This is a genomic window from Streptomyces sp. FH025, assembly GCF_017427025.1.
In the GTDB taxonomy this organism is placed as follows: domain Bacteria; phylum Actinomycetota; class Actinomycetes; order Streptomycetales; family Streptomycetaceae; genus Kitasatospora.
The window spans coordinates 1-19961 of sequence record NZ_JAFLNG010000067.1; the positions used below are offsets into that span (position 1 = coordinate 1).

Genomic DNA, 19961 nt, shown 5'->3' on the forward strand with positions numbered 1-19961 from the left:
GGCTGCTGCTCGGCACCCTCGCCTACGCCTGCCACCGCAGCCGCGAGCGCACCACCGAGCCGGCCTGGATGGCGTCCTGACCGCGGTGCTCCGACGCGGCGGCCCGCCTCCGGGCCGTGCGCGCAGGCACGCGAAAGGGCCCGCCCCCTGACGGGAGCGGACCCTTCACTCACGGGGGCTTCGGTCGGCCCCGCTTCGATCAGTCCCCGATCAGCGCGTCCACGAACGCGCCCGGCTCGAACGGCGCCAGGTCGTCCGCACCCTCGCCCAGACCGATCAGTTTGACCGGCACGCCCAGCTCGCGCTGCACCGCGACCACGATGCCGCCCTTGGCGGTGCCGTCCAGCTTGGTCAGCACGATGCCGGTGATGTCCACCACCTCGGCGAACACCCGGGCCTGGATCAGCCCGTTCTGGCCGGTGGTGGCGTCCAGCACCAGCAGCACCTCGTCCACCGGGCCGTGCTTCTCGACGACCCGCTTGACCTTGCCCAGCTCGTCCATCAGGCCGGTCTTGGTGTGCAGTCGGCCGGCGGTGTCGATCAGCACGGTGTCCACGCCCTCGGCGATGCCCTCCTTGACCGCGTCGAAGGCGATCGAGGCCGGGTCCCCGCCCTCGGGACCGCGCACGGTGCGCGCACCGACCCGCTCGCCCCAGGTCTGCAACTGGTCCGCGGCGGCGGCCCGGAAGGTGTCGGCCGCGCCGAGCACCACCTTGCGACCGTCGGCGACCAGGACGCGGGCCAGCTTGCCGGTGGTGGTGGTCTTGCCGACGCCGTTGACGCCGACGACCAGGACCACGGCCGGGCCCTCCTCGTGCTTGGTGGAACGGACGGAGCGGTCGGCGTCCTTGCCGACCAGCTCGACCAGCTCCTCGCGCAGCAGGCCGCGCAGTTCGTCGGGCGTACGGGTGCCGAGCACCTTCACCCGGGTGCGCAGCCGCTCGACCAGCTCCTGGGTCGGGGCCACGCCGACGTCCGCGGTGAGCAGGGTCTCCTCGATCTCCTCCCAGGTGTCCTCGTCCAGGTGCTCGCGCGAGAGCAGCGAGAGCAGGCCCTTGCCGAGCGAGTTCTGCGAGCGGGAGAGCCGGGAGCGCAGCCGGACCAGCCGGCCGGCGGTGGGCTCGGGGACCTCGACGGCGGGCGCCGCCTCGGCCTCGGCGACCTCGACCGTCTCCTCGACGGTCTCCGGGGCCTCCGGGCCCAAAGCCTCGGGAAGCGGCACCTCCTCGACGGTGCGGCGCGGCTCCTCGGTAGGCGGCGCGGCCTCCTCGCCGACCTGCGGTTCCGCGGGGGTGGTCTTCGGCGCCGTGATGACCGGCGCCTGCGACTTCGGGGGCAGCTGCTGGCGTCGTCTGCCGGAAACGACGAGGCCCGCGATCGCGCCGATGGCGATCACGGCGATGACTACGGCAAGAATCACGTATTCCATAACTGCTCCAGTATCGGTGACCGGAGCCCGGATGGACCGCAGCCGCTCTAGACCGTCACCGTACGGACGCTCGCCGTCCGCCGTTCCTCGTGGTCTCCCCCGGCCTGACGGCCGGGAGATGACCCCACGCGCAGCCGCTGGCTGATCACCTGCGAGATCCCGTCCCCCTTCATCGTCACGCCGTACAGGGCGTCGGCGGACTCCATGGTCAGCTTCTGGTGGGTGATCACGATCAGCTGGGAGCTCTCCCGCAGCTCCTCCATGATCCCGATCAACCGGCGCAGGTTGGTCTCGTCCAGCGCCGCCTCCACCTCGTCCATCACGTAGAACGGGCTGGGCCGGGCCTTGAAGATCGCCACCAGCAGCGCCACCGCGGTCAGCGAGCGCTCACCGCCGGACAGCAGCGACAGCCGCTTGACCTTCTTGCCCGGCGGGCGGGCCTCCACCTCGACCCCGGTGGTGAGCATGTCGTCCGGGTCGGTCAGCACCAGCCGCCCCTCGCCGCCCGGGAAGAGCCGGGCGAAGACGCCCTCGAACTGGGCGGCGGTGTCGTGGTACGCCGAGGTGAACAGCTGCTCGACCCGCTGGTCCACGTCCCGGACGATGTCCATCAGGTCGCGCCGGCTGCGCTTGAGGTCGTCCAGCTGCTCGCCGAGGAACCTGTGGCGCTCCTCCAGCGCGGCGAACTCCTCCAGCGCCAGCGGGTTGACCTTGCCCAGCTGCTGGTACGCCTTCTCGGCGGCCTTGAGCCGCTTCTCCTGCTCGGCCCGGACGTACGGGTACGGCTCCCCCGGCTCCTCGCCCTCCCCGGGGGTGGACGGCGGGACGGCCTGGTCCGGCCCGTACGAGGCCAGCAGTTCGCCCCCGTCGATGCCGAACTCCTCCAGCGCGCGGGCCTCCAACTGCTCGATCCGCAGCCGCTTCTCCGCCCGCAGCACCTCGTCCCGGTGCCCGGCGTCGACCAGCTTGTCCAGCTCCTCCTTGAGGGCGCGGCCGTGCTCCCGGTGGTCCCGCAGCTCGGTCTCGCGCTCGCCGCGCGCCTGTTCGACCGCCGCGCGCCCGGCGTCCGCGCGGGCCAGCGACACCTCCAGGCAGGCCAGCAGCTGCCGGGCGCCCGCCGCGACGGCGTTCGCGACCCCTGCGTCGTGCGCGGCACGCCGCCGGCGCTCGGCGGCCCGGGCGCGCGCCTCGCGTTCGGCGCGCGCCGCCCGGTCCAACTGGTCGGCCCGGCCGGCGAGGGCACGGACCCGCTCCTCGTGGGTGCGCACCGAGAGCCGGGCCTCCAGCTCGGCCTGCCGGGCGTCGGAGGCGGCCTCGGCCAGCCGCTGCTGTTCGGCGGGGTCGGGCTCGTCCTCCCCGGCCTCCGCGGACTCCTCGGCGACGGCCAGCCGTTCGGCCAACTCATCCGCCGTGACGAGCAGTTCGGCCATGCCCTGCTCGGCCCGCCTCGCGGCGGCCGACAGCCGTTCGGCCTCCCCGGCGGCGGCACGGGCCTGCCCGCCGAGGCGGCCCAGCGCGCCGGCCACCTGGGCCCGCTCCTTCTCCGCCTGCCGCCGCTGCTCGGCGAGTCGCTCCACCTCGGCGGCCGACTCCCGGCGCAGCTCGGTGAGTTCGGCCAGCCGCTCGGCCGACTCGGCGCAGCGGACGGCGAGTTCCTCGACCGCCCGGGCCGCCTCGTCCACCGCGGCCTGGGTCTCCAGCAGACTGGGCGCACCGCCGGAGCCGCCGTGCGCGAAGCCTGCGCCCAGCCGGTCACCCTCGGCGGTGACGGCGGACAACCCCGGGTGCCCGGCGACCAGCCGCAGCGCCCCGTCCAGGTCGTCGACCACCGCCACCCCGGCCAGCAGGCCGTGCACGGCGGCGAGCAACTCCGTCGGCCCGTCCACCAGTTCGGCGGCCCAGCGGGCCCCGCCCGGCAACTCTCCCGCCGCACCGGACACCTCGGCCGCCCCCGCGATCAGCAGCGCGGCCCGCCCTGCGTCCTGGGCCCGCAGCAGCCGCAGCGCCTCGGCGGCGGCGGACGGCGAGTCGACGGCCACCGCGTCGGCCGCCGCCCCGAGCGCCGCCGCGACGGGCACCTCGTACCCGGCCTCGATCCGCAGCAGCGCGGCCGCCGGGCCGAGCAGCCCGGCCAGCCGCTCCCCCGCCGCCAGCAGCGCGCCGGTGCCGTCCTTGCGGCGCAGCCCGAGCGAGAGCGCCTCGTGCCGCGCGGTGAGCCCGGCCCGTTCGCGCTCGGCGGCCCCGGCCGTCTCCCGGGCGGCGGCCAACTCCCGCTCGATGCCGGCCAGTTCCTCCCTCGCCCGGCGGTATCCGCCCTCGGCCCGCTCGTCGTCACCGACCAGGCCGTCCACCTGCCGCTGGAGCTCGTCCAGCTCGCCCTGTGCGGCCTCGGCGCGCAGCAGCGCCTCGTCCCGGGCCTCGGTGAGCCGGCCGATCTCGTCCTGTGCGGAGGCGGCCTTGGAACGGGCGGCCGCGGCCTGCCCCTGCAACCGGGCCAGGCCCTCCCGGCGGTCCGCGATGGCCCGGGCGGCGTCCCGCAGTCGGCGCTCCTCGGCGGCCAGGGCGCGTTCCAGCTCGTCCTTGCGCTCGACCGCCTCGGCCAGCGCGTACCGCGCCTCCTCCAGCGCCTCGGCGAGCGCGGCCTCCTCCTCGCGGACCCGCTCGGCCTCGCGCTCCAGCTCCTCCGGATCGCGGCCGCGCCGCTCCTCGGCCTGGCCCCCGGCGGCGGCGTGCCGGGCCCGGGCCTCGGCCAGGCCGATGGTGCCGCGGGTGCGCTCGGCGAGCGCGGAGAGCCGGTACCAGGTCTGCCGGGCGGTCTCCAGGCTCGGTCCGAGCTGCTGGACCTGCGCCTCCAGGACCCGTTCGCGCTGCACCGCGCGGGCCAGTTCCTGTTCGACGGTGGTCCGCCGCAGCCGCAGCGCCAGTTCGTCGGCGACCTCCGCCTCGACGGCCTGACGCAGGGTGAGCAGGTCGTCGGCGAGCAGCCGCAGCCGGGCGTCGCGCAGGTCGGCCTGGATGCCGGCGGCCCGGCGGGCGATCCTGGCCTGTCGGCCGAGCGGTCCGAGCTGGCGGCGCAGTTCGGCCACCAGGTCCTGGACCCGGTTGAGGTTGCCCTGCATCGCGTCCAGCTTCCGCAGCGCCTTCTCCTTGCGCTTGCGGTGCTTGAGGACGCCGGCCGCCTCCTCGATGAAGGCGCGTCGCCCCATCGGGTCGGCGTGCAGGACGGAGTCGAGCTGGCCCTGCCCGACGATGACGTGCATCTCGCGGCCGATGCCGGAGTCGGAGAGCAGTTCCTGGATGTCCAGCAGGCGGCAGGTCTCGCCGTTGAGCGCGTACTCGCTGCCGCCGTTGCGGAACATGGTCCGGGTGATCGTCACCTCGGAGTACTCGATCGGCAGGGCGCCGTCGCCGTTGTCGATGGTGAGGCTGACCTCGGCGCGGCCGAGCGGGGCGCGCCCGCTGGTCCCGGCGAAGATGACGTCCTCCATCTTGCCGCCGCGCAGCGACTTGGCCCCCTGCTCCCCCATCACCCAGGACAGCGCGTCGACCACGTTCGACTTGCCGGAGCCGTTCGGGCCGACCACGCACGTGATGCCCGGTTCGAAGCGCAGGGTGGTGCTGGAGGCGAAGGACTTGAACCCGCGCAGCGTCAGGCTCTTCAGGTGCACGCGGCCGGTCTCCTCGTATCGCTCGCCAGGGGCCTCAGCGTGCGACTGTATCCGGAGTCGGACACGACGAAGGGACGCCACATCCGGGCGTCCCTTGCAAAGCTGCATCCCTTTCGGGGCGGCTCAGTGCACAGCGGCGTCGATCTGTGAGGACCGGAGCGGGACTCAGGTGAGCGCCGGCTCCCGCTGCTCCAGATCGATGCTGTTGAGCAGCGAGTGCTCGTCAGCGACAGCGGTGAGAGCGTCGTTCTCAGCCTGCATCCGAAGGAGCTCGGCTTCAAGGTCCTGGACGCGCTGCTGAAGCCGTCGCATCTCGGAGAGCATTCGCGGGTCGGGGCCGCCGACGTACCCGAGAAGCGCCTTTGCCATGATGAATGGTCCTCCACGCTGAGTGACCGAACCGGAACGGTACAGGTCTAGGGGGAAGGGGGACGCACGCGCGGCGCGCACCCGAAGTGCTGGCTGGGCACTACGGCACAACCACCGTGAGCTGGGCTCACGAGGGCATGCACCTACCGGGAGACGCGATCGTGTGCGCGGGCTTCAAGCGTCTCACCAAAGACGGTACGGGTCAACACGATCACCGCACGCTACCGCGCCCCTGTCACCTGCCCGGCGGTGTCGTCACGCCTGGGGGTCTCGGGCCCGGGTCCGCCACGTGCTCGTGGATCATCGTTCGATGCGGAGTCAACCACGAGTCTGCCCGGATGGCAACCGTATGACACCGACGGTTGCGGATCATTTCCGGGCGCGGCCGGGGCACGACCACGGCGCGCGCGGGACGCGGAGCGGGACACGTGTGGGACACGAACGGGCCGGGCCGGGGGCCGGAGGCTCAGCGGATCTCGAAGCCCTCGTAGCCGGCGCCGACGGCGGTCCAGATCTCGGTCACGCCGCTCACCGCGCCGGGGGTGTCCGGGCCGCGCAGCAGGGCGAGCAGCAGCTCGCAGTCGGCGGCCAGGCCCTCGGCCACCACCTGGACCCGGCCGTCGCCGAGGTTGCTGGCGTAGCCGGTCAGGCCGACCTCCAGCGCCCGCGCCCTGGTCCACCAGCGGAAGCCGACCTCCTGGACCTTCCCCCGGACCCAGGCGGTCACCCGGACCGGTTCCTCACTGTGGGCGTCGCGACCGTGCATGCCCCGACCCTAACGAACCGCGGGCGCGGTCACAGCTCCACGGGGCCCTCGACCGTCCAACCCGGGCTGTGCACCTCGGCGTGCAGTTCGCCGCGCCGGGCCTCCCGGCCGCAGGTGCGGCAGACCCAGGCGGGGTCGTAGGGGTGCGGTTCGTGCCCCTCGGGCTCGTGCGCGAAGGTCACCGGGGAGTCCGGCAGCAGCCAGCGGTCGCCCCAGGCGCGCAGCGCGTGGGCGAGCGGGGCGAGGTCCCGCCCGGCCTCGGTGAGGTGGTACTCGTAGCGGGGCGGCCGCTCGCTGTACCGGCGGCGCTCGACCACTCCGGCCTCCTCCAGCGCCCGCAGCCGCGCGGTCAGCCGGTCGCGCGGCGCCCCGGTGTTGCGGGCGATGCGGTCGAAGCGGTGGTTGCCGTAGAACAGCTCGCGCACCGCGAGCAGCGCCCACTTCTCGCCGATCACCTGCAGCGCGGCCGCCATCGAGCAGGGCCGGCCGGGGACGGCGGGGAGGCCGTGGGCGACAGGGAGGCCGTGGGCGGAGGTGTCGGAGGTCACTCCGCCAGCCTGCCACACCGGGTTGCCTTCTCAAACCCTCGGGCGCCGCGAACGCGAAACGGCCCCGCCGGAAGACCGGCGGGGCCGCGACGCATCACACCCGGATCAGCGGGTCACCAGTCCCCGCCACCGAAGTCGCCGCCACCGCCGAAGTCGCCACCGCCGCTGAACCCGCTGAAGTCACCGCCGTTGAAGTCGGCGCCGGTGAAGTCACCGCCCTCGAACTGGTCCTGGTAGCCGTGGTCCATCATCGGCGCGGCCGCGTAGGCCGGCGTGCTCATCATCGAGCCGAGCATGGTGCCGACCAGCAGGCCCGGCAGCAGGCCACCACCGAAGCTGCTGTAGTAGCCGCCCGCGTACGGCGCGTAGGCCGGGCCGGCGTTCCAGTACGGCTGCGGGCCGTGCTCGGTGTCGACGGTGCGGACCGCCGGGTCGAGACCGGCCGCGACCCGGTCCGCGTCGGCCTGGCAGACCGGGACGGAACGGGCGGCGCCGCCGGCCGGCGCCCAGTCGACGTCCTTGACCGAAGGGCCGTGCCGCGGGTCCATGAAGCACGGCGGGCGGCGCTCGGGCAGCGGGCGCTTCTCCCGCCGGGCGGCCAGGGTGGCCAGCTGGAACCGGCCGTCCTCGATCGCCTCGGTGACCTGCTTGACGTCCTCCGGCTTCTTCGCCTCGTCCATCAGCCGCTTGGACTTCTCGTACGAGTCCAGGGCGTGGCTGTAGTCGGTGCGCTGGGCGTCGTCGGCGTCCGTGGCGCGCGGGTTGAAGTCGAGCCGCTCCAGCTCGGTGCCGAAGGCGGTGATGTCCTCGTCGACGACCCGGCGCAGCTGCTCCAGCTCGGCGCGGGCCTGCTCCTCCTTGCGCTTCTTGGCGCGGCGGAAGAGGAGGAAGACGCCGGCGCCGGCCAGCGCCACCAGCACGACCGGGATGACCACCCAGGCGATCGAGGTGGTGTGGTTGACCCCGGTGCCCTTGGTCTGCGGGGCGGCCTGGTCGACGAAGTCGTTCAGGGTGCCGTCGATGTCGCCCTGGTGCGAGCGGAAGGCCGCACCGGCGATGCGCTGCGGGGTGCCCTTGGACAGGGCGCCCTGGTCGGCGCGGGCGTCGAACTTGTCGCCCAGCCAGACCGCGTAGACGCCGTCGACGCCGACCTTGGTGCGCAGGTCCTGGAAGATCGTCTTGGAGTTGTACGAGGGAGCGTCGGGGACCACCGCGACGAAGATCGGCTTGTCGGCCTTGTCGATCTTCTTGGTCAGGGCGTCCGCCTGGCTCTGGCTGAAGCGGCTGGTCATCGCCGGGTCGACGTAGACCTTGCCCTGCTTGAGGGTGGTGGAGGCGTCGCTCAGCCCGCCGGCGGCCGAGGCCGCCGGTGCCAGCAGGAGCAGCAGCCCGAGCAGCGCCGCCACCAGGGCAAGCGGCCCGGTGCCCCGGGAACGTCGTGCAAGGGTTCTCATGCCCTCGACGCTACCGTGACTGGCGCCGGAGCACGCCATACCCTTCGCATACTGGTACGGCCAGGGGTCCCCGCCGTCCGCCGGGGCCGCTCCCCTTCTCAGGGATGAGCCACTCCCCTACTCACGGATGAAATGTCCCAGGTCGACCCTGAAACGGGTGGGGCACGGGAACCACCCGGGGCGGCCGGACGTACGTCCCGGCGGGCCCAGGCCGGTCGGAGGCATCGCGGGGGCACTCCGGGGGGCGTCCCGACCGTACCGCGCGAACGGGCACACTGGTCCCGGACCGCTGGTCCCATTACCTGTTCTTGACTCAACTCCCGATCGGAGCGCTCGGTGATCATCGGCCTCGTCACGGCCGTGGCGGCATCCGCCTGCTACGGCACCGGCTCGGTCCTGCAGGCCGTCGGATCCCGCCGCTCCGCCCGGGAGGAGGCCGCCAAGGGCGCCACCACCTCGACCACCGAGCACGGCGGGCCGAGCCTCTCCTCCACCGCGAAGGCCGCCGTCACCTGGGAGTTCATCCTCGGCACGGTGCTCGACCTGATCGGCTTCGGACTGGGCGCGCTGGCCGCCCGGCTGCTGCCGCTGTTCCTCTCCCAGACCATCATCAGCGCCAACCTGGTGATCACCGCGGTGCTGAGCATCAAGCTGCTGGGCATCCGGCTCAAGCAGCTGGAGTGGGCCTCGATCGGCGTGCTCTGCTCGGCGCTGGTGCTGCTGGCCGTCTCGGCCGGCCCGGAGGGCGGCCACCACGCGGCGATGGCCTTCCACTGGTGGCTGCTGATCATCACCACCGTGCTGCTGGTCGGCGGCGGTCTGCTGGTGCGACGGATGGGCTCCAAGGGCGCGATCGTCGCCGGTCTGCTCTCCGGCCTCGGCTTCGGCGCCCTCGGCGTCGGCGTGCGCATCCTCAACGGCCTCGAACCGTTCGACCTCGGCCGGCTGCTCTCCGACCCGGCGCTGTACGCGATCCTGATCGGCGGCCTCGGCGGCATGTACGTGCACACCGTGGCGCTCCAGATCGGCTCGGTGAACGGCGCGACCGCCGCCCTGGTGGTCGGCGAGACGGTGCTGCCCGGCGCGGTCGGCGTGCTCTGGCTCGGCGACTCCTCTAAGGCGGGCCTGGGCTGGCTCGGCGTGGCCGGCTTCCTGCTCGCGGTGGTGTCCGCGGTCGGCGTCGCCTACTTCGGCCAGGACACCCACGGCGCCCCCGGCGAGGCGACCGCCGACCGGCCCGAACTCGCCAAGCACTGAGCGCCGGGGCCTGTCTCCCGGGTTCTGTCGGCCCCGGCAAGGGCCCAGGAGACAGGACCCTAGCGGGCCCGCGGCGGGCGCTGGCAGCGCGGGCAGAAGTAGCTGGAGCGGTTCATCCAGGAGGCCCGCCGGATCGCGGTGCCGCAGCGACGGCAGGGCTCCTGCTCGCGGCCGTAGGCGTCGAGGTCCCGGGAGAAGTAGCCGCTCTCGCCGTTCACGTTGACGTACAGGCTGTCGAAGCTGGTGCCGCCGACGGCGAGCGCCGCGGTCATCACGTCCCGGGCGTGGGCCAGCAGCAGGGCGGCCTGCGGGCGGGTGAGCGTCGCGGTCGGGCGGTCGTAGTGCAGCCTGGCGCGCCAGAGCGCCTCGTCGGCGTAGATGTTGCCGACCCCGCTGATCAGGGTCTGGTCGAGCAGCGCGCGCTTGACCGTGGTGCGCTTGGCCCGCAGCGCGGCCACGAAGGCCTCGTCGTCGAAGCGCGGGTCGAGCGGATCGCGGGCGATGTGCGCGATGGAGACCGGCGTGCCCTCCGGGTCGTCCTCCTCGGCCTCCTCGACCGCCAGGCCGCCGAAGGTCCGCTGGTCGACGAAGCGCAGCTCGCGCCCGCCGTCGGTGAACCGCAGCCGGACCCGCAGGTGGGTCTCGTCCGCCGTCGTCGGGTCCTGGACGAGGAGCTGGCCGCTCATCCCGAGATGGCCGATCAGCGAGAATCCCGCCCCCCTGCCGGCCAGTGGCAGCCACAGGTACTTGCCCCGCCGCTGGGCGCTGCCGAGGGTGGTGCCGGTCAGCCGGGCCGCGAAGTCGGCCGGGCCGGCCGGCTGGCGGCGCACCGCGCGCGGGTGCAGCACCTGGACGTCGGCGACGGTCCGCCCCGCGACCCAGTTCGCCAGACCGCGGCGGACGACCTCGACCTCGGGGAGTTCGGGCACGGTGACAGGCCTCCTGCGGAAGACGGGATCAGCAGGAGTGAAGGCTACTCCGAGGTCAGGCGCCGGCGGGCAGCCGGTCCGCGTACTTCTCCTTGATCGCGCGCCAGGCGCTCTCGGCGGCCTTCTGCTCGGCTTCCTTCTTGGAGCGGCCGACGCCGCTGCCGAAGTCCTCGCCAGCCACCCGGGCCGCCGCGGTGAAGGTCTTCTCGTGGTCCGGGCCGGACTCCATGACCACGTACTCGGGCACTCCGATGCCCACCGAGGCGGTGAGCTCCTGGAGGCTGGTCTTCCAGTCCAGGCCGGCTCCCAGCTGAGAGGACTCCTCGATCAGCGGGTCGAACAGCCGGTGGACGAACTCGGTGGCCGCCTCCAGACCCTGGTCCAGGTAGATGGCCCCGATCACGGCCTCGACGGTGTCGGCGAGGATCGACGACTTGTCGCGGCCGCCGGTGCCCTCCTCGCCCTTGCCGAGGCGGATGAACGCGCCGAGGTCCAGGCCCCGGCCGACGTCGGCGAGCGCGCGGGAGTTGACCACCGCGGCGCGCAGCTTGGCGAGCGTGCCCTCCGGGACGTCCGGGTGGACGCGGTAGAGGGTGTCGGTCACCACCAGGCCCAGCACCGAGTCGCCGAGGAACTCCAGGCGCTCGTTGGTGGGCAGACCCCCGTTCTCGTACGCGTACGAGCGGTGGGTCAGGGCACGTACCAGAAGGGCGCGCTCAAGTGTGTACCCGAGGCGCCCTTCCAGGACGTCGTATTCGGTCGAAGCCGGCCCGCCGGCCTTGCCACCGCCCGAAGAACCCTTCGAGGCGGAGGACGACTTGCGGGTGGAGTTACCGTCCGACATCGATCCGTACACCCCGCCGATCAGACCGAGAGGACCTGGCGACGGTTGTACGTGCCGCAGCTCGGGCACGCGATGTGCGCCAGCTTCGGCTCGTGGCAGCGGTCGCACGCCACGAGGGCCGGGACAACGGCCTTCCAGTTGGAACGGCGGTGGCGCGTGTTGCTGCGCGACATCTTCCGCTTCGGAACAGCCACGGCTACTTCTCCTGGTTCTCGGCGAGACCCTCACGGGTGTCGCTGTTCTTGATTCCGTCACCCTCGTCGCCGGGGGCGGCGGAGAGTCCCTGCAGAGCCGCCCACCGGGGGTCGGCGGCGTCGTGGTGGTGTGTCGGGTCGTCGCTCAGGCGCGCTCCGCACTCGGAGCACAGACCCAGGCAGTCTTCCTGGCACACCGGCTGCAGCGGCAGTGCGAGCACCACCGCGTCACGCAGCACCGGCTGGAGGTCGAAGAAGTCGCCCTCCAGGCGGTAAGTCTCTTCCTCCGAGTCCTCGTCGAGGTCCTCGGCCCCGGCGGTCCGGGCGCGGTGGCGCTCGTCGGACTCCGGGTAGTAGTACAGCTCCTGGAAGTCCACGTCGATGTCGAAGTCGACGGGCTCCAGGCACCGGACGCACTCGCCCTCGACGTGGGTCTCGGCGGTGCCGGTCACCAGCACGCCCTCGACCACGGACTCCAGGCGGAGCTCCAGCTCGATCGGGCTCTTCTCCGGAACGCCGATCACGTCGATGATCCCGAAGCCCTCGGGGGCCTCCAGGGTTCGGCTCACCTTGCGCAGCGCGCCCGGACGACGTCCCAGCTCGTGCGTGTCGAACACGAGGGGGTCGCGGTGGTCGAGGCGGTTCAAGGTGTCCTGACTTCCATAGGAAATGATCGATGATTCCCCATACAAGTCGACTTTGCGAGGGCAAGCCGAGAGCCGGACATGGGGATGCCGGAGTGGTCAGACTACCGGAGTCTCCCGCCAGGCCCAACTTCGGTCCCGTCAGGAGACTCCCACGCGGTCCGCTCAGCGCCCGCCGAGCTCCCTCAGCCGGGTCATGTCGATCATGCTGGTGTCGAAGAAGCTGGTCTCGTCCAGGCCCTGCTGCTGGTGCGGCACGGCCGGCGGAGTCGCGGGCGGCGCGGGGTAGTCGTAGCCGTCGTACTGCTGGGCCCCGTAGCCCTGCTGCTGGTAGCCGTAGCCGCCCTGCTGCTGGCCCTGGTAGTCCTGCTGCTGCGGGTAGCCGCCCTGCTGCTGCTCGGCCCACTGGGCCTGGTACGGGTCGCCCTGGGCGGCCGGGTCGTAGCCGCCCCCGTACACCTCGGCGTACTGCCCGCCCTGCTGCTGGGCGGCCGCGTACTGGTCGGCCCCGGGGGCCTGCCAGCCCGCCGCGGCCGGGGCCTGCTCGGGCCAGGTCTGCTGCTGCGGGACGTCCTCGCGGTACCAGGCGAGGTCCTCGCCGTCGGCGTCCGCGGCGAAGCCGGCGGCCACCGCCTCGGCCCGCGCCTTGGCCTGCTGGGCCTCGTCGGCGGCGGCCAGGTAGGCGCCCAGCTCGTCGATCGGCCGCTTGCCGAGCAGCTTGTCGCGGCCCTTGCCGACGGCCTCCAGGGTGGCGCCGAGCACGTTCTCCAGCGTGGCGAGCTTCACATCGACGTACTCGTCCACCTCGGGGCTCGGGCTGATCCGCTGCGGCCGGAACTCCTCGCCGTCGGTCTCGCCCTCCTGCTCGGCCTCGAAGACGCTGGAGTCGCCGCGCAGCTTGGTCCGGCCCCGGCCGACCGCGCCGAGCGTCTTGGTCAGCACGACCTCGAAGTTGGCGAGCTTGCTGTCCACGTAGTCGTCGGCCTCGACGCGCTTGGTCTCGACCTCGGCCCGGGCCTCGGCCAGGATCCGGTCCGCCTCGGCCTGGGCCCGGCGGACCACCTCGGTGTCGGAGATGAGCGAGCCGCGCTCGGCGTGCGCCCCCTGGATGATCCGCTCGGCCTCGGCCTGGGCGCCGGCCACCACCTGCTCGTGGTCGGCCATCACCGACTGGGCCTGGGCGAGTTCGGCGGGCAGGGCCGCCTTGAGGTCGTTGAGCAGGCCGATCAGTTCGGCCCGGTTCACCACGCAGGAGGCCGACATCGGCATCGAGCGGGCGTTCTCGACCGCCGCCACGATCTCGTCGACCTTGTTCTGCACGTCCACGGGGCTTCGTCTTTCCGTGTGCCGCCGACGGTCCGGCGGAGGCAGGCCCGGCGCGGTGCACCTCACCGCAGGGCAGGAATACAGACTGTACGGCCCCCGCGCGGCGAGCTCACAACGTCCGAGCCGAACCGACCCCAACCGCCCTGGACAATCCGTGACGAAGCGGCAGAAAAGGACAGCCGCCCGGCTACTGCTCGGCCTTGCGCTCCGCGATCCGCTCCACCAGGCGGCCGTGCACCGACTCCGGCAGCAGGTGCGAGACGTCGCCACCGTACGAGGCGACCTCCTTGACCAGCGTCGAGGAGAGGAAGCTGTACGTCGGCGAGGTCGGCACGAACAGCGTCTCAACGCCGGTCAGGCCGTGGTTCATCTGGGCCATCTGCAACTCGTAGTCGAAGTCGCTGACCGCCCGCAGGCCCTTGATGATCGCGGGGATGTCGCGCTCCCGGCAGAAGTCCACCAGCAGGCCGTGGTGCGACTCGACCACCACGTTCCCGAACTCGGCGGTGACCTCCTCGATCAGGCCGATCCGCTCCTCGATGGTGAACATGCCCTGCTTGTTCCGGTTGATCAGGACCGCGACATGCACCACGTCGTACAGCTTCGAGGCCCGCTCGATGATGTCGAGGTGGCCGTTGGTGATCGGGTCGAACGAACCGGGACAGACGGCTCGGCGCATGGCGTGTGTGCTCCCTCGTGGGGTGACGGCTGCTGCGGGCCGCGGCCCGCTACTCCTGCTCGTCGGCCGCGGCGGCGGCGCGACCGTACCAGAGCGTGCCCTCGCCGTAGCGTCGGGAACGCAGCACCTCGAAGCCCTCGGGCCAGCCGAAGTCACCGCCGCGGGTGCTGCGCTCCACGGTGACGAGTGCGTCCTCCGCGAGCCAGCCCCCAGCCGACAGTGTGATCAGCATCTCGCGCAGCTCCTCGTCCGTCACGGCGTACGGCGGGTCGAGGAACACCAGGTCGTACGGGGCCTGCGGGGGCGGTCCGGCGATCACCTTCTCCGCCTTGGCGGCCCGCACCTCGGCGCCGGGCAGGCCGATCGTGCGGACGTTCTCCCGGATCACCCGGGCCGCCTGGCCGTCCGCCTCGACCAGCAGGACGTGCTCCGCGCCGCGCGAGAGCGCCTCCAGCCCGACCGCGCCCGATCCGCCGAACAGGTCCAGCATCCGGGCCCCGTGCAGGGGCCCGCGCAACGCCTCCAGGGTGGAGAACATCGCCTCACGGGCCTTGTCGGAGGTCGGGCGGGTGCCCCGGCCGGGCGGTACGGCCAGTCGGCGGCCGCCGGCCGCCCCGGCGATCACGCGGGTCATGGTGGTGGAAGGTCCTTTCGTCGCTGCCCGACCACGCTATCCCGATCGACCCACCGCGCTCACGCCGAGCGGGTGCGGCCCGACGGACCGCACCCGCGCACCCGGACGGTCAGCTCGCCTCGGAACCCGCCCCCTGGCCCGGGACCGCCGCGCCGAGCAGCGCCGGCGAGGCGTAGCGGGACCAGGACAGGCAGCCGTCGGGCGGGCAGAACTCGGGGCGGCGCGGGTCGTGCCCGAGCTCGCGCAGCTTGGTCCGGACGGAGTCGGGCGTACGGCCGAAGCGGGCCGCGATCCGGGCGACGGTCTCGCCGTCGTGGAAGCGCCGGACCAGCTCCTCCTCGTGCTGCGGCACCCAGGGGGCGCCGTGCCCCGGGTACAGCTCGCGCAGCACGTCGCGGTCGGGGATGGGCTCGGAGACGTCGGCGACGATCGCCAGCGCCCGCAGCGCGCGGTTGAGCGCGATCCGCAGCGAGGCGACGTCCTCGACCGGCAGGCGGAGCCGGCCCGAGGCGAGCGGCTCGGCGGCCGCCCCCTCGCGCCAGCCGGTCAGGGTGAGGGTGACCTCTCGGTCGTCGTCGCTGGAGAGTTCGATCCGGAAGACCTTGTCGCCCAGCGGGAGCTCGTTGAGATGACGGAATGCCATGGCAGGACCCCCAAGTGTCGTGCCAGGTACGCACCTTGAGGGTGCGCCCTGAACACCTTCATTCTCTCCCGGGGGTCTGACAATTCCCGGGCCGCGCGGGCCCGGTCAGCCCTACTCCATGCCCGGTCAGCCCTTCTCCATGTAGGCGGCGCGGTCCTCGTCGAGCAGGCTCTCCAGCGCGGTGCGCAGCTCCGGGTGGGCGGCGAGGTCCGGGTCCTCGGCGACCAGCCGGGTGGCTTCCGTCCGGGCGGTGAGGATGACCTCCTCGTCCTCCAGCACCGAGAGCACCTTGAGCGAGGACTTCACCCCGGACTGCGCCTGGCCGAGCACGTCGCCCTCGCGGCGCTGTTCGAGGTCGATCCGGGACAGCTCGAAGCCGTCCAGGGTCCCGGCCACCGCCTCCAGCCGGGCCCGGGCGGCGCTGCCCGCAGGCATGTCGCTGACCAGCAGGCACAGGCCCGCCGCGCTGCCGCGGCCGACCCGGCCGCGCAGCTGGTGGAGCTGGGAGACGCCGAAGCGGTCGGCGTCCATGATGACCATCGCGGTGGAGTTGGGGACGTTGACGCCGACCTCGATGACCGTGGTGGCGACCAGCACGTCCACCTCCCCGGCCGCGAACCGGCGCATCACCTCGTCCTTGGCCTCCGGGGCGAGCCGGCCGTGCAGGATCTCCACCCGCAGGCCGCTCAGCGGGCCCTTGGCCAGCTTCTCGGCGGTCTCCACCACCGAGAGCGGGGGCCGTCGTTCGTCGCTCTCGGCCCCGAGGTCGGCGACGTCCTCGAAGTCGTCCTCGGGCGCCTTGCGCTTCTTCTTCCCGTCCTTCGGCAGGGCGGCGGGCTCCTCGTCCCCGATCCGGGGGCAGACCACGTACGCCTGGTGGCCCTTGCCGACCTCCTCGCGGACCCGCTCCCAGGCCCTGGTGAGGAAGTTGGGCTTCTCCAGCGCCGGGACGACGTGGGTGGAGATCGGCGAGCGGCCGGCCGGGAGCTGGTCCAGGACGGAGGTCTCCAAGTCCCCGAAGACGGTCATCGCGACGGTGCGCGGGATCGGGGTGGCAGTCATCACCAGCAGGTGCGGCGGCTGGTCGCCCTTGGCGCGCAGCGCGTCCCGCTGCTCGACGCCGAAGCGGTGCTGCTCGTCCACCACGACCAGGCCGAGGTCCTGGAACTGGACCTTGTCCTCGATCAGGGCGTGCGTCCCGATGGCGATCCCGGCGTCCCCGCAGGCCATGTCGAGCAGCGCCTGGCGGCGGGCCGGGGCGCCCATCGAGCCGGTCAGCAGCACCACCCGGGTGCCCAGGTCGGAGCCTCCGAGCATGCCGCCCTCGGCGAGGTCGCCCATCATCTCGACGATCGAGCGGTGGTGCTGCTGGGCCAGCACCTCGGTGGGGGCGAGCAGGACGGCCTGGCCGCCCGCGTCCACCACGGCGAGCATGGCGCGCAGCGCGACCAGTGTCTTCCCGGAGCCGACCTCGCCCTGGAGGAGGCGGTGCATCGGGTGCTCGGTGGCGAGGTCGGCGGCGATCTCGGCGGAGACCTTGCGCTGGCCCTCGGTGAGGGTGAACGGCAGCCGGGCGTCGAAGGCGTCCAGCAGCCCGCCCGCGGCGGCCTTGCGCGGCTTGGCGGGCAGCGCGGAGTCGGCGGCCCGGCGCTGGGCGAGAGCGACCTGGAGGACGAAGGCCTCGTCCCAGCGCAGCCGGCTCTGGGCGCGCTCGCGGTCGGCCTGGCTGCGCGGGCGGTGGATCAGCTCCAGCGCCTCGGGCAGCGGGATCAGGTCGTGCCGCTCGCGCAGTTCGGCGGGCAGCGGCTCGCCGACGTCGCCGAGGTGCTTGGTGAGCGCGGTCTCGATGCAGATCGACAGCTTCCAGCTGGGCATCTGCGCGCTGGCGCCGTACACCGGGATCAACCGGCCGGCGAACTGCTTCGCGGCGTCCGACCCCGCGTCCTCGTCGAGCAGCTGGTAGTCCGGCGAGACCAGTTGGCGGGTGCGGTTGAAGACGCCGACCTTGCCCGCGAACAGGCCCTGAGCGCCGGCCCTGAGCTCCTTCTGCCGCCAGCCCTGGTTGAAGAAGACCAGCGAGAGCCGGCTGCGGCCGTCGGTGACCACGACCTCCAGGCGGTCGCCCTTGCGGCCGCGGAACGGGATCAGGGTGACCTTCTCGATCCGGGCCAGCACGGTGACGTGCTCGTCGATCTCCAGCTCGTCCAGGCTGGTGAGCTGGCCGCGTTCGACGTAGCGGCGCGGGTAGTGGTGCAGCAGGTCCCCGACCGTGCGCAGCTTGAGGCTGTCGGCGAGCACCTTCGCGGTGCGGTCGCCGACGAGCTTGGTCAGTGGTTCATCGAGAGCGCCCATCAGGCCCCTGTTTACACCACGGGGCCGACAAACCGGGGCGTCCGCCCCGCCCCGACTACTCCACCCCGATGAGCAGCGGCGTGGACTCCTGCCCGCCGTGGAAGACCACCGAGTCCACCTCGGGCCGCTGCTGGCGCACGTGCGCGACCAGCCGGTCGGCGAGCGCGCTGTCGGCGCCCTCGCCGAGGATCAGGGTGACGAGTTCGCCGCCGGCGCCGAGCATCCGGTCCAGCACGCTCTCGCCGACCTCGGCCAGCCCGGTGCCGATCACGGCGACGTCGCCGTCGATCAGGCCGAGCACGTCCCCGGCCTGGCAGACCCCGGCCATGGTCCAGGACTCCCCCTCGGCGACGGCGAGTTCCGCGTACCGGGTGGCCCCGGCGGCGGAGGTCATGGCGACCACGTCCTCGTCGAAGCGGCGGCCGCCCTCGTGCACCGCGAGCGCCGCCAGCCCCTGGACGGGCGAGCGGGTGGGCAGGACGGCCATCCGCACGCCCTCCTCGCGCAGTTGATCGGCGGCGGCTCCGGCGGCGGCGCGCAGTTCGGGGTCGTTGAGCAGCAGGACGACCTCGCGGGCGGCCGAGCGGCGCACCGCGTCGGCGAGTTCGGCGCTGGCCGGGCGGCGGTCCGGGTCGGTGTGCAGGACGACGGCACCGGCCTGCTCGCACAGTTCGGCCAGGCCGGTGCCGGACACCACGGAGAGCACGGCCCGTACGCGCTCCTCGCGTTCGCCGCGCTCGGCGGCGGTGCCGGAGCGGGCGGCGGCCTCGGCGAAGTGCGTGATCCGGATCTGGTGCGGGCGCCCGGCCTCGACGCCGGCCTCCACGGCGGCGCCCGCGTCGTCCACGTGGACGTGCACGTTCCACAGTCCGTCGCCGCCGCCGACCACCAGGGAGTCGCCGAGCGCGCCGAGCCGCGTCCGCAGCGCGGGCAGTGCCCCGTCGGGGGCGTCCAGCAGGTAGATGACCTCGAAGGCGGGGTGGCCGGGGCCGGGCGGCCTGATGTGTGCCGTGCAGCTCTCCACCGGCCGGACGTCCCCGCGCAGCGCGACCGGCCCCATCGGCTGCTGCCCGGCGACGGCGTCGGCGAGCGCGCCGAGGACGGCCACCAGGCCGCGCCCGCCGGCGTCCACGACGCCGTTCTCGGCCAGCACGGCGAGCTGTTCGGGGGTGTGCCGCAGCGCGTCCCGGGCGGCCCGGTAGGCGGTGTCGGCGACCTGCGCGAGGCCGTCCCCGGCCCGTACGGCCTCGCGCGCGGCGACCCGGGCGACGGTCAGCAGGGTGCCCTCGACGGGCTCCGCGACGGCCTGGTAGGCGGAGTCCGCGGCCCGCTGCAGGGCGGCCCGCAGCTGTTCGGCGCCGCCGCCCTCGGCGAGCGTCTCGGCGGTGCCGCGCAGCCACTGGGCGAGGATCACCCCGGAGTTGCCGCGAGCGCCGACCAGGGCGCCGCGGGCCATCGCCCGGGCCGCGTCGGCCAGCCCGGGGGCCGGGTCGGCGGCGGGGTCGGCGAAGCGGCTCTCCACCTCGGCGGCGGCGGACTCGACGGTCAGGTAGAGGTTGGTGCCGGTGTCGCCGTCCGGGACGGGATAGACGTTGAGCGAGTCGATCTCCTCGCGTGCCTGGCCGAGCGCGCGCAGGGCGAGCTGGCACCAGGTGCGCACGGCCGGGGCGTCGAGCGTGTGCAGCACCAGGTCTCCTCCGGATGGGACGCCGCGATGACCGGACAGTGAACGGCGAGGGGTGATACCGGCAGGTTATCGGGGGCCGGGGAGGGCCGCCCCGACCGGCGACCGGAGCGATCACTCAGCCGGTCGTGGTAATTTCGTGGGACGGAAGCAAGCGTTGTATGCTCTTCCGGTTGCCTGGAACCGTCCAGGCTCACCCCCTTGTCCGGTCTGGTTCACGCGAGTGCTCCGGTGGGTGGGCGGGGTTTTCGAAAGTAACTGATCTGAAGTCTTGGAGTGACTCCTGTGGCTGCCAACTGCGACGTCTGCGGCAAGGGGCCGGGCTTCGGCAACAGCATCTCCCACTCTCACCGCCGTACCCCCCGTCGTTGGAACCCCAACATCCAGACGGTGCGCGCTGTGATTGGGCGGACGCCGAAGCGGCTCAACGTCTGCACCTCGTGCATCAAGGCCGGTAAGGTCTCGCGCTGACGCGCAGACCGGCATGCCGGTCCTCCAGTGAGCCGGTTCATCCTCGGATGGGCCGGCTTCGCTGTTTCCG

The 19961-nt window shown here is 73.1% G+C and carries 18 protein-coding genes; 2 read left to right on the forward strand and 16 right to left on the reverse strand.

The window, feature by feature from the left end:
- Positions 1-199: 199 nt before the first annotated feature.
- The 6 genes from ftsY to J0670_RS07705 form a co-directional block, all read right to left on the reverse strand.
- A complete protein-coding gene (ftsY, locus tag J0670_RS07680) occupies positions 200-1429 on the reverse strand; it encodes a signal recognition particle-docking protein FtsY (RefSeq protein ID WP_207810638.1) in 1230 nt (409 codons plus the stop codon).
- A gap of 47 nt (positions 1430-1476) precedes the next feature.
- Positions 1477-5097, reverse strand: a complete 3621-nt coding sequence (gene smc / locus J0670_RS07685; protein ID WP_207810639.1) for a chromosome segregation protein SMC — start codon at positions 5095-5097, stop codon at positions 1477-1479.
- Between the two features lie 165 nt (positions 5098-5262).
- Positions 5263-5466 (reverse strand): hypothetical protein, encoded by a 204-nt coding sequence (locus J0670_RS07690; RefSeq protein WP_196946880.1) that lies wholly within the window; start codon positions 5464-5466, stop codon positions 5263-5265.
- A 466-nt stretch (positions 5467-5932) separates the two neighbouring features.
- Entirely contained in the window at positions 5933-6232 is a 300-nt protein-coding gene (locus J0670_RS07695; RefSeq protein ID WP_207810640.1) for an acylphosphatase, read from the reverse strand.
- 29 nt (positions 6233-6261) lie between these two features.
- The gene (locus tag J0670_RS07700; protein ID WP_307806430.1) at positions 6262-6780 is read right to left on the reverse strand and encodes a helix-turn-helix domain-containing protein; all 519 of its coding nucleotides are present in this window, start codon (positions 6778-6780) and stop codon (positions 6262-6264) included.
- Positions 6781-6893: 113 nt separating this feature from the next.
- Complete coding sequence (locus J0670_RS07705) at positions 6894-8234, reverse strand: hypothetical protein (protein ID WP_207810641.1); 1341 nt, start codon at positions 8232-8234, stop codon at positions 6894-6896.
- Between the two features lie 336 nt (positions 8235-8570).
- On the opposite strand from J0670_RS07705, the gene J0670_RS07710 reads away from it, so the two are divergent.
- A complete protein-coding gene (locus J0670_RS07710; RefSeq protein ID WP_207810642.1) occupies positions 8571-9491 on the forward strand; it encodes a hypothetical protein in 921 nt (306 codons plus the stop codon).
- Between the two features lie 59 nt (positions 9492-9550).
- On the opposite strand, the gene mutM is transcribed toward J0670_RS07710, so the two are convergent.
- The 10 genes from mutM to J0670_RS07760 all read right to left on the reverse strand — a co-directional run bounded on the left by mutM (position 9551) and on the right by J0670_RS07760 (position 19423).
- Entirely contained in the window at positions 9551-10420 is an 870-nt protein-coding gene (gene mutM / locus J0670_RS07715) for a bifunctional DNA-formamidopyrimidine glycosylase/DNA-(apurinic or apyrimidinic site) lyase (RefSeq protein ID WP_207810643.1), read from the reverse strand.
- 55 nt (positions 10421-10475) lie between these two features.
- Positions 10476-11264 carry a ribonuclease III gene (rnc, locus tag J0670_RS07720; protein ID WP_207810644.1) on the reverse strand — a complete coding sequence of 263 codons (789 nt, stop codon included), beginning with the start codon at positions 11262-11264 and terminating at the stop codon, positions 10476-10478.
- A gap of 20 nt (positions 11265-11284) precedes the next feature.
- Complete coding sequence (rpmF, locus tag J0670_RS07725) at positions 11285-11458, reverse strand: 50S ribosomal protein L32 (RefSeq protein WP_035866499.1); 174 nt, start codon at positions 11456-11458, stop codon at positions 11285-11287.
- Between the two features lie 2 nt (positions 11459-11460).
- Positions 11461-12105: a DUF177 domain-containing protein gene (locus J0670_RS07730; RefSeq protein ID WP_207810645.1), complete on the reverse strand. Its 645-nt coding sequence runs from the start codon at positions 12103-12105 to the stop codon at positions 11461-11463.
- 162 nt (positions 12106-12267) lie between these two features.
- Positions 12268-13428, reverse strand: coding sequence for a cell division initiation protein (locus tag J0670_RS07735; RefSeq protein ID WP_207810646.1), 1161 nt, complete (start codon positions 13426-13428; stop codon positions 12268-12270).
- A gap of 187 nt (positions 13429-13615) precedes the next feature.
- Complete coding sequence (coaD, locus tag J0670_RS07740) at positions 13616-14107, reverse strand: pantetheine-phosphate adenylyltransferase (RefSeq protein ID WP_207810647.1); 492 nt, start codon at positions 14105-14107, stop codon at positions 13616-13618.
- Positions 14108-14156: 49 nt separating this feature from the next.
- The gene (rsmD, locus tag J0670_RS07745; protein WP_207810648.1) at positions 14157-14741 is read right to left on the reverse strand and encodes a 16S rRNA (guanine(966)-N(2))-methyltransferase RsmD; all 585 of its coding nucleotides are present in this window, start codon (positions 14739-14741) and stop codon (positions 14157-14159) included.
- A gap of 109 nt (positions 14742-14850) precedes the next feature.
- Positions 14851-15384: a hypothetical protein gene (locus J0670_RS07750; RefSeq protein WP_207810649.1), complete on the reverse strand. Its 534-nt coding sequence runs from the start codon at positions 15382-15384 to the stop codon at positions 14851-14853.
- A gap of 126 nt (positions 15385-15510) precedes the next feature.
- Complete coding sequence (gene recG, locus J0670_RS07755; RefSeq protein WP_207810650.1) at positions 15511-17736, reverse strand: ATP-dependent DNA helicase RecG; 2226 nt, start codon at positions 17734-17736, stop codon at positions 15511-15513.
- Positions 17737-17791: 55 nt separating this feature from the next.
- The gene (locus J0670_RS07760) at positions 17792-19423 is read right to left on the reverse strand and encodes a DAK2 domain-containing protein (protein WP_207810651.1); all 1632 of its coding nucleotides are present in this window, start codon (positions 19421-19423) and stop codon (positions 17792-17794) included.
- A gap of 282 nt (positions 19424-19705) precedes the next feature.
- Between J0670_RS07760 and rpmB the strand changes: the two genes are divergently transcribed.
- Positions 19706-19891, forward strand: a complete 186-nt coding sequence (gene rpmB / locus J0670_RS07765; RefSeq protein WP_014138233.1) for a 50S ribosomal protein L28 — start codon at positions 19706-19708, stop codon at positions 19889-19891.
- The last annotated feature ends 70 nt before the right edge of the window (positions 19892-19961 follow it).

What these genes read in the sequence shown, in the direction of transcription:
- ftsY (WP_207810638.1), bottom strand. Translation starts at nt 1,429, where the DNA reads ATGGAATACGTGATTCTTGCCGTAGTCATCGCCGTGATCGCCATCGGC.
- J0670_RS07690 (WP_196946880.1), bottom strand. Translation starts at nt 5,466, where the DNA reads ATGGCAAAGGCGCTTCTCGGGTACGTCGGCGGCCCCGACCCGCGAATG.
- J0670_RS07695 (WP_207810640.1), bottom strand. Translation starts at nt 6,232, where the DNA reads ATGCACGGTCGCGACGCCCACAGTGAGGAACCGGTCCGGGTGACCGCC.
- J0670_RS07705 (WP_207810641.1), bottom strand. Translation starts at nt 8,234, where the DNA reads ATGAGAACCCTTGCACGACGTTCCCGGGGCACCGGGCCGCTTGCCCTG.
- rnc (WP_207810644.1), bottom strand. Translation starts at nt 11,264, where the DNA reads ATGTCGGACGGTAACTCCACCCGCAAGTCGTCCTCCGCCTCGAAGGGT.
- coaD (WP_207810647.1), bottom strand. Translation starts at nt 14,107, where the DNA reads ATGCGCCGAGCCGTCTGTCCCGGTTCGTTCGACCCGATCACCAACGGC.
- rsmD (WP_207810648.1), bottom strand. Translation starts at nt 14,741, where the DNA reads ATGACCCGCGTGATCGCCGGGGCGGCCGGCGGCCGCCGACTGGCCGTA.
- J0670_RS07750 (WP_207810649.1), bottom strand. Translation starts at nt 15,384, where the DNA reads ATGGCATTCCGTCATCTCAACGAGCTCCCGCTGGGCGACAAGGTCTTC.
- recG (WP_207810650.1), bottom strand. Translation starts at nt 17,736, where the DNA reads ATGGGCGCTCTCGATGAACCACTGACCAAGCTCGTCGGCGACCGCACC.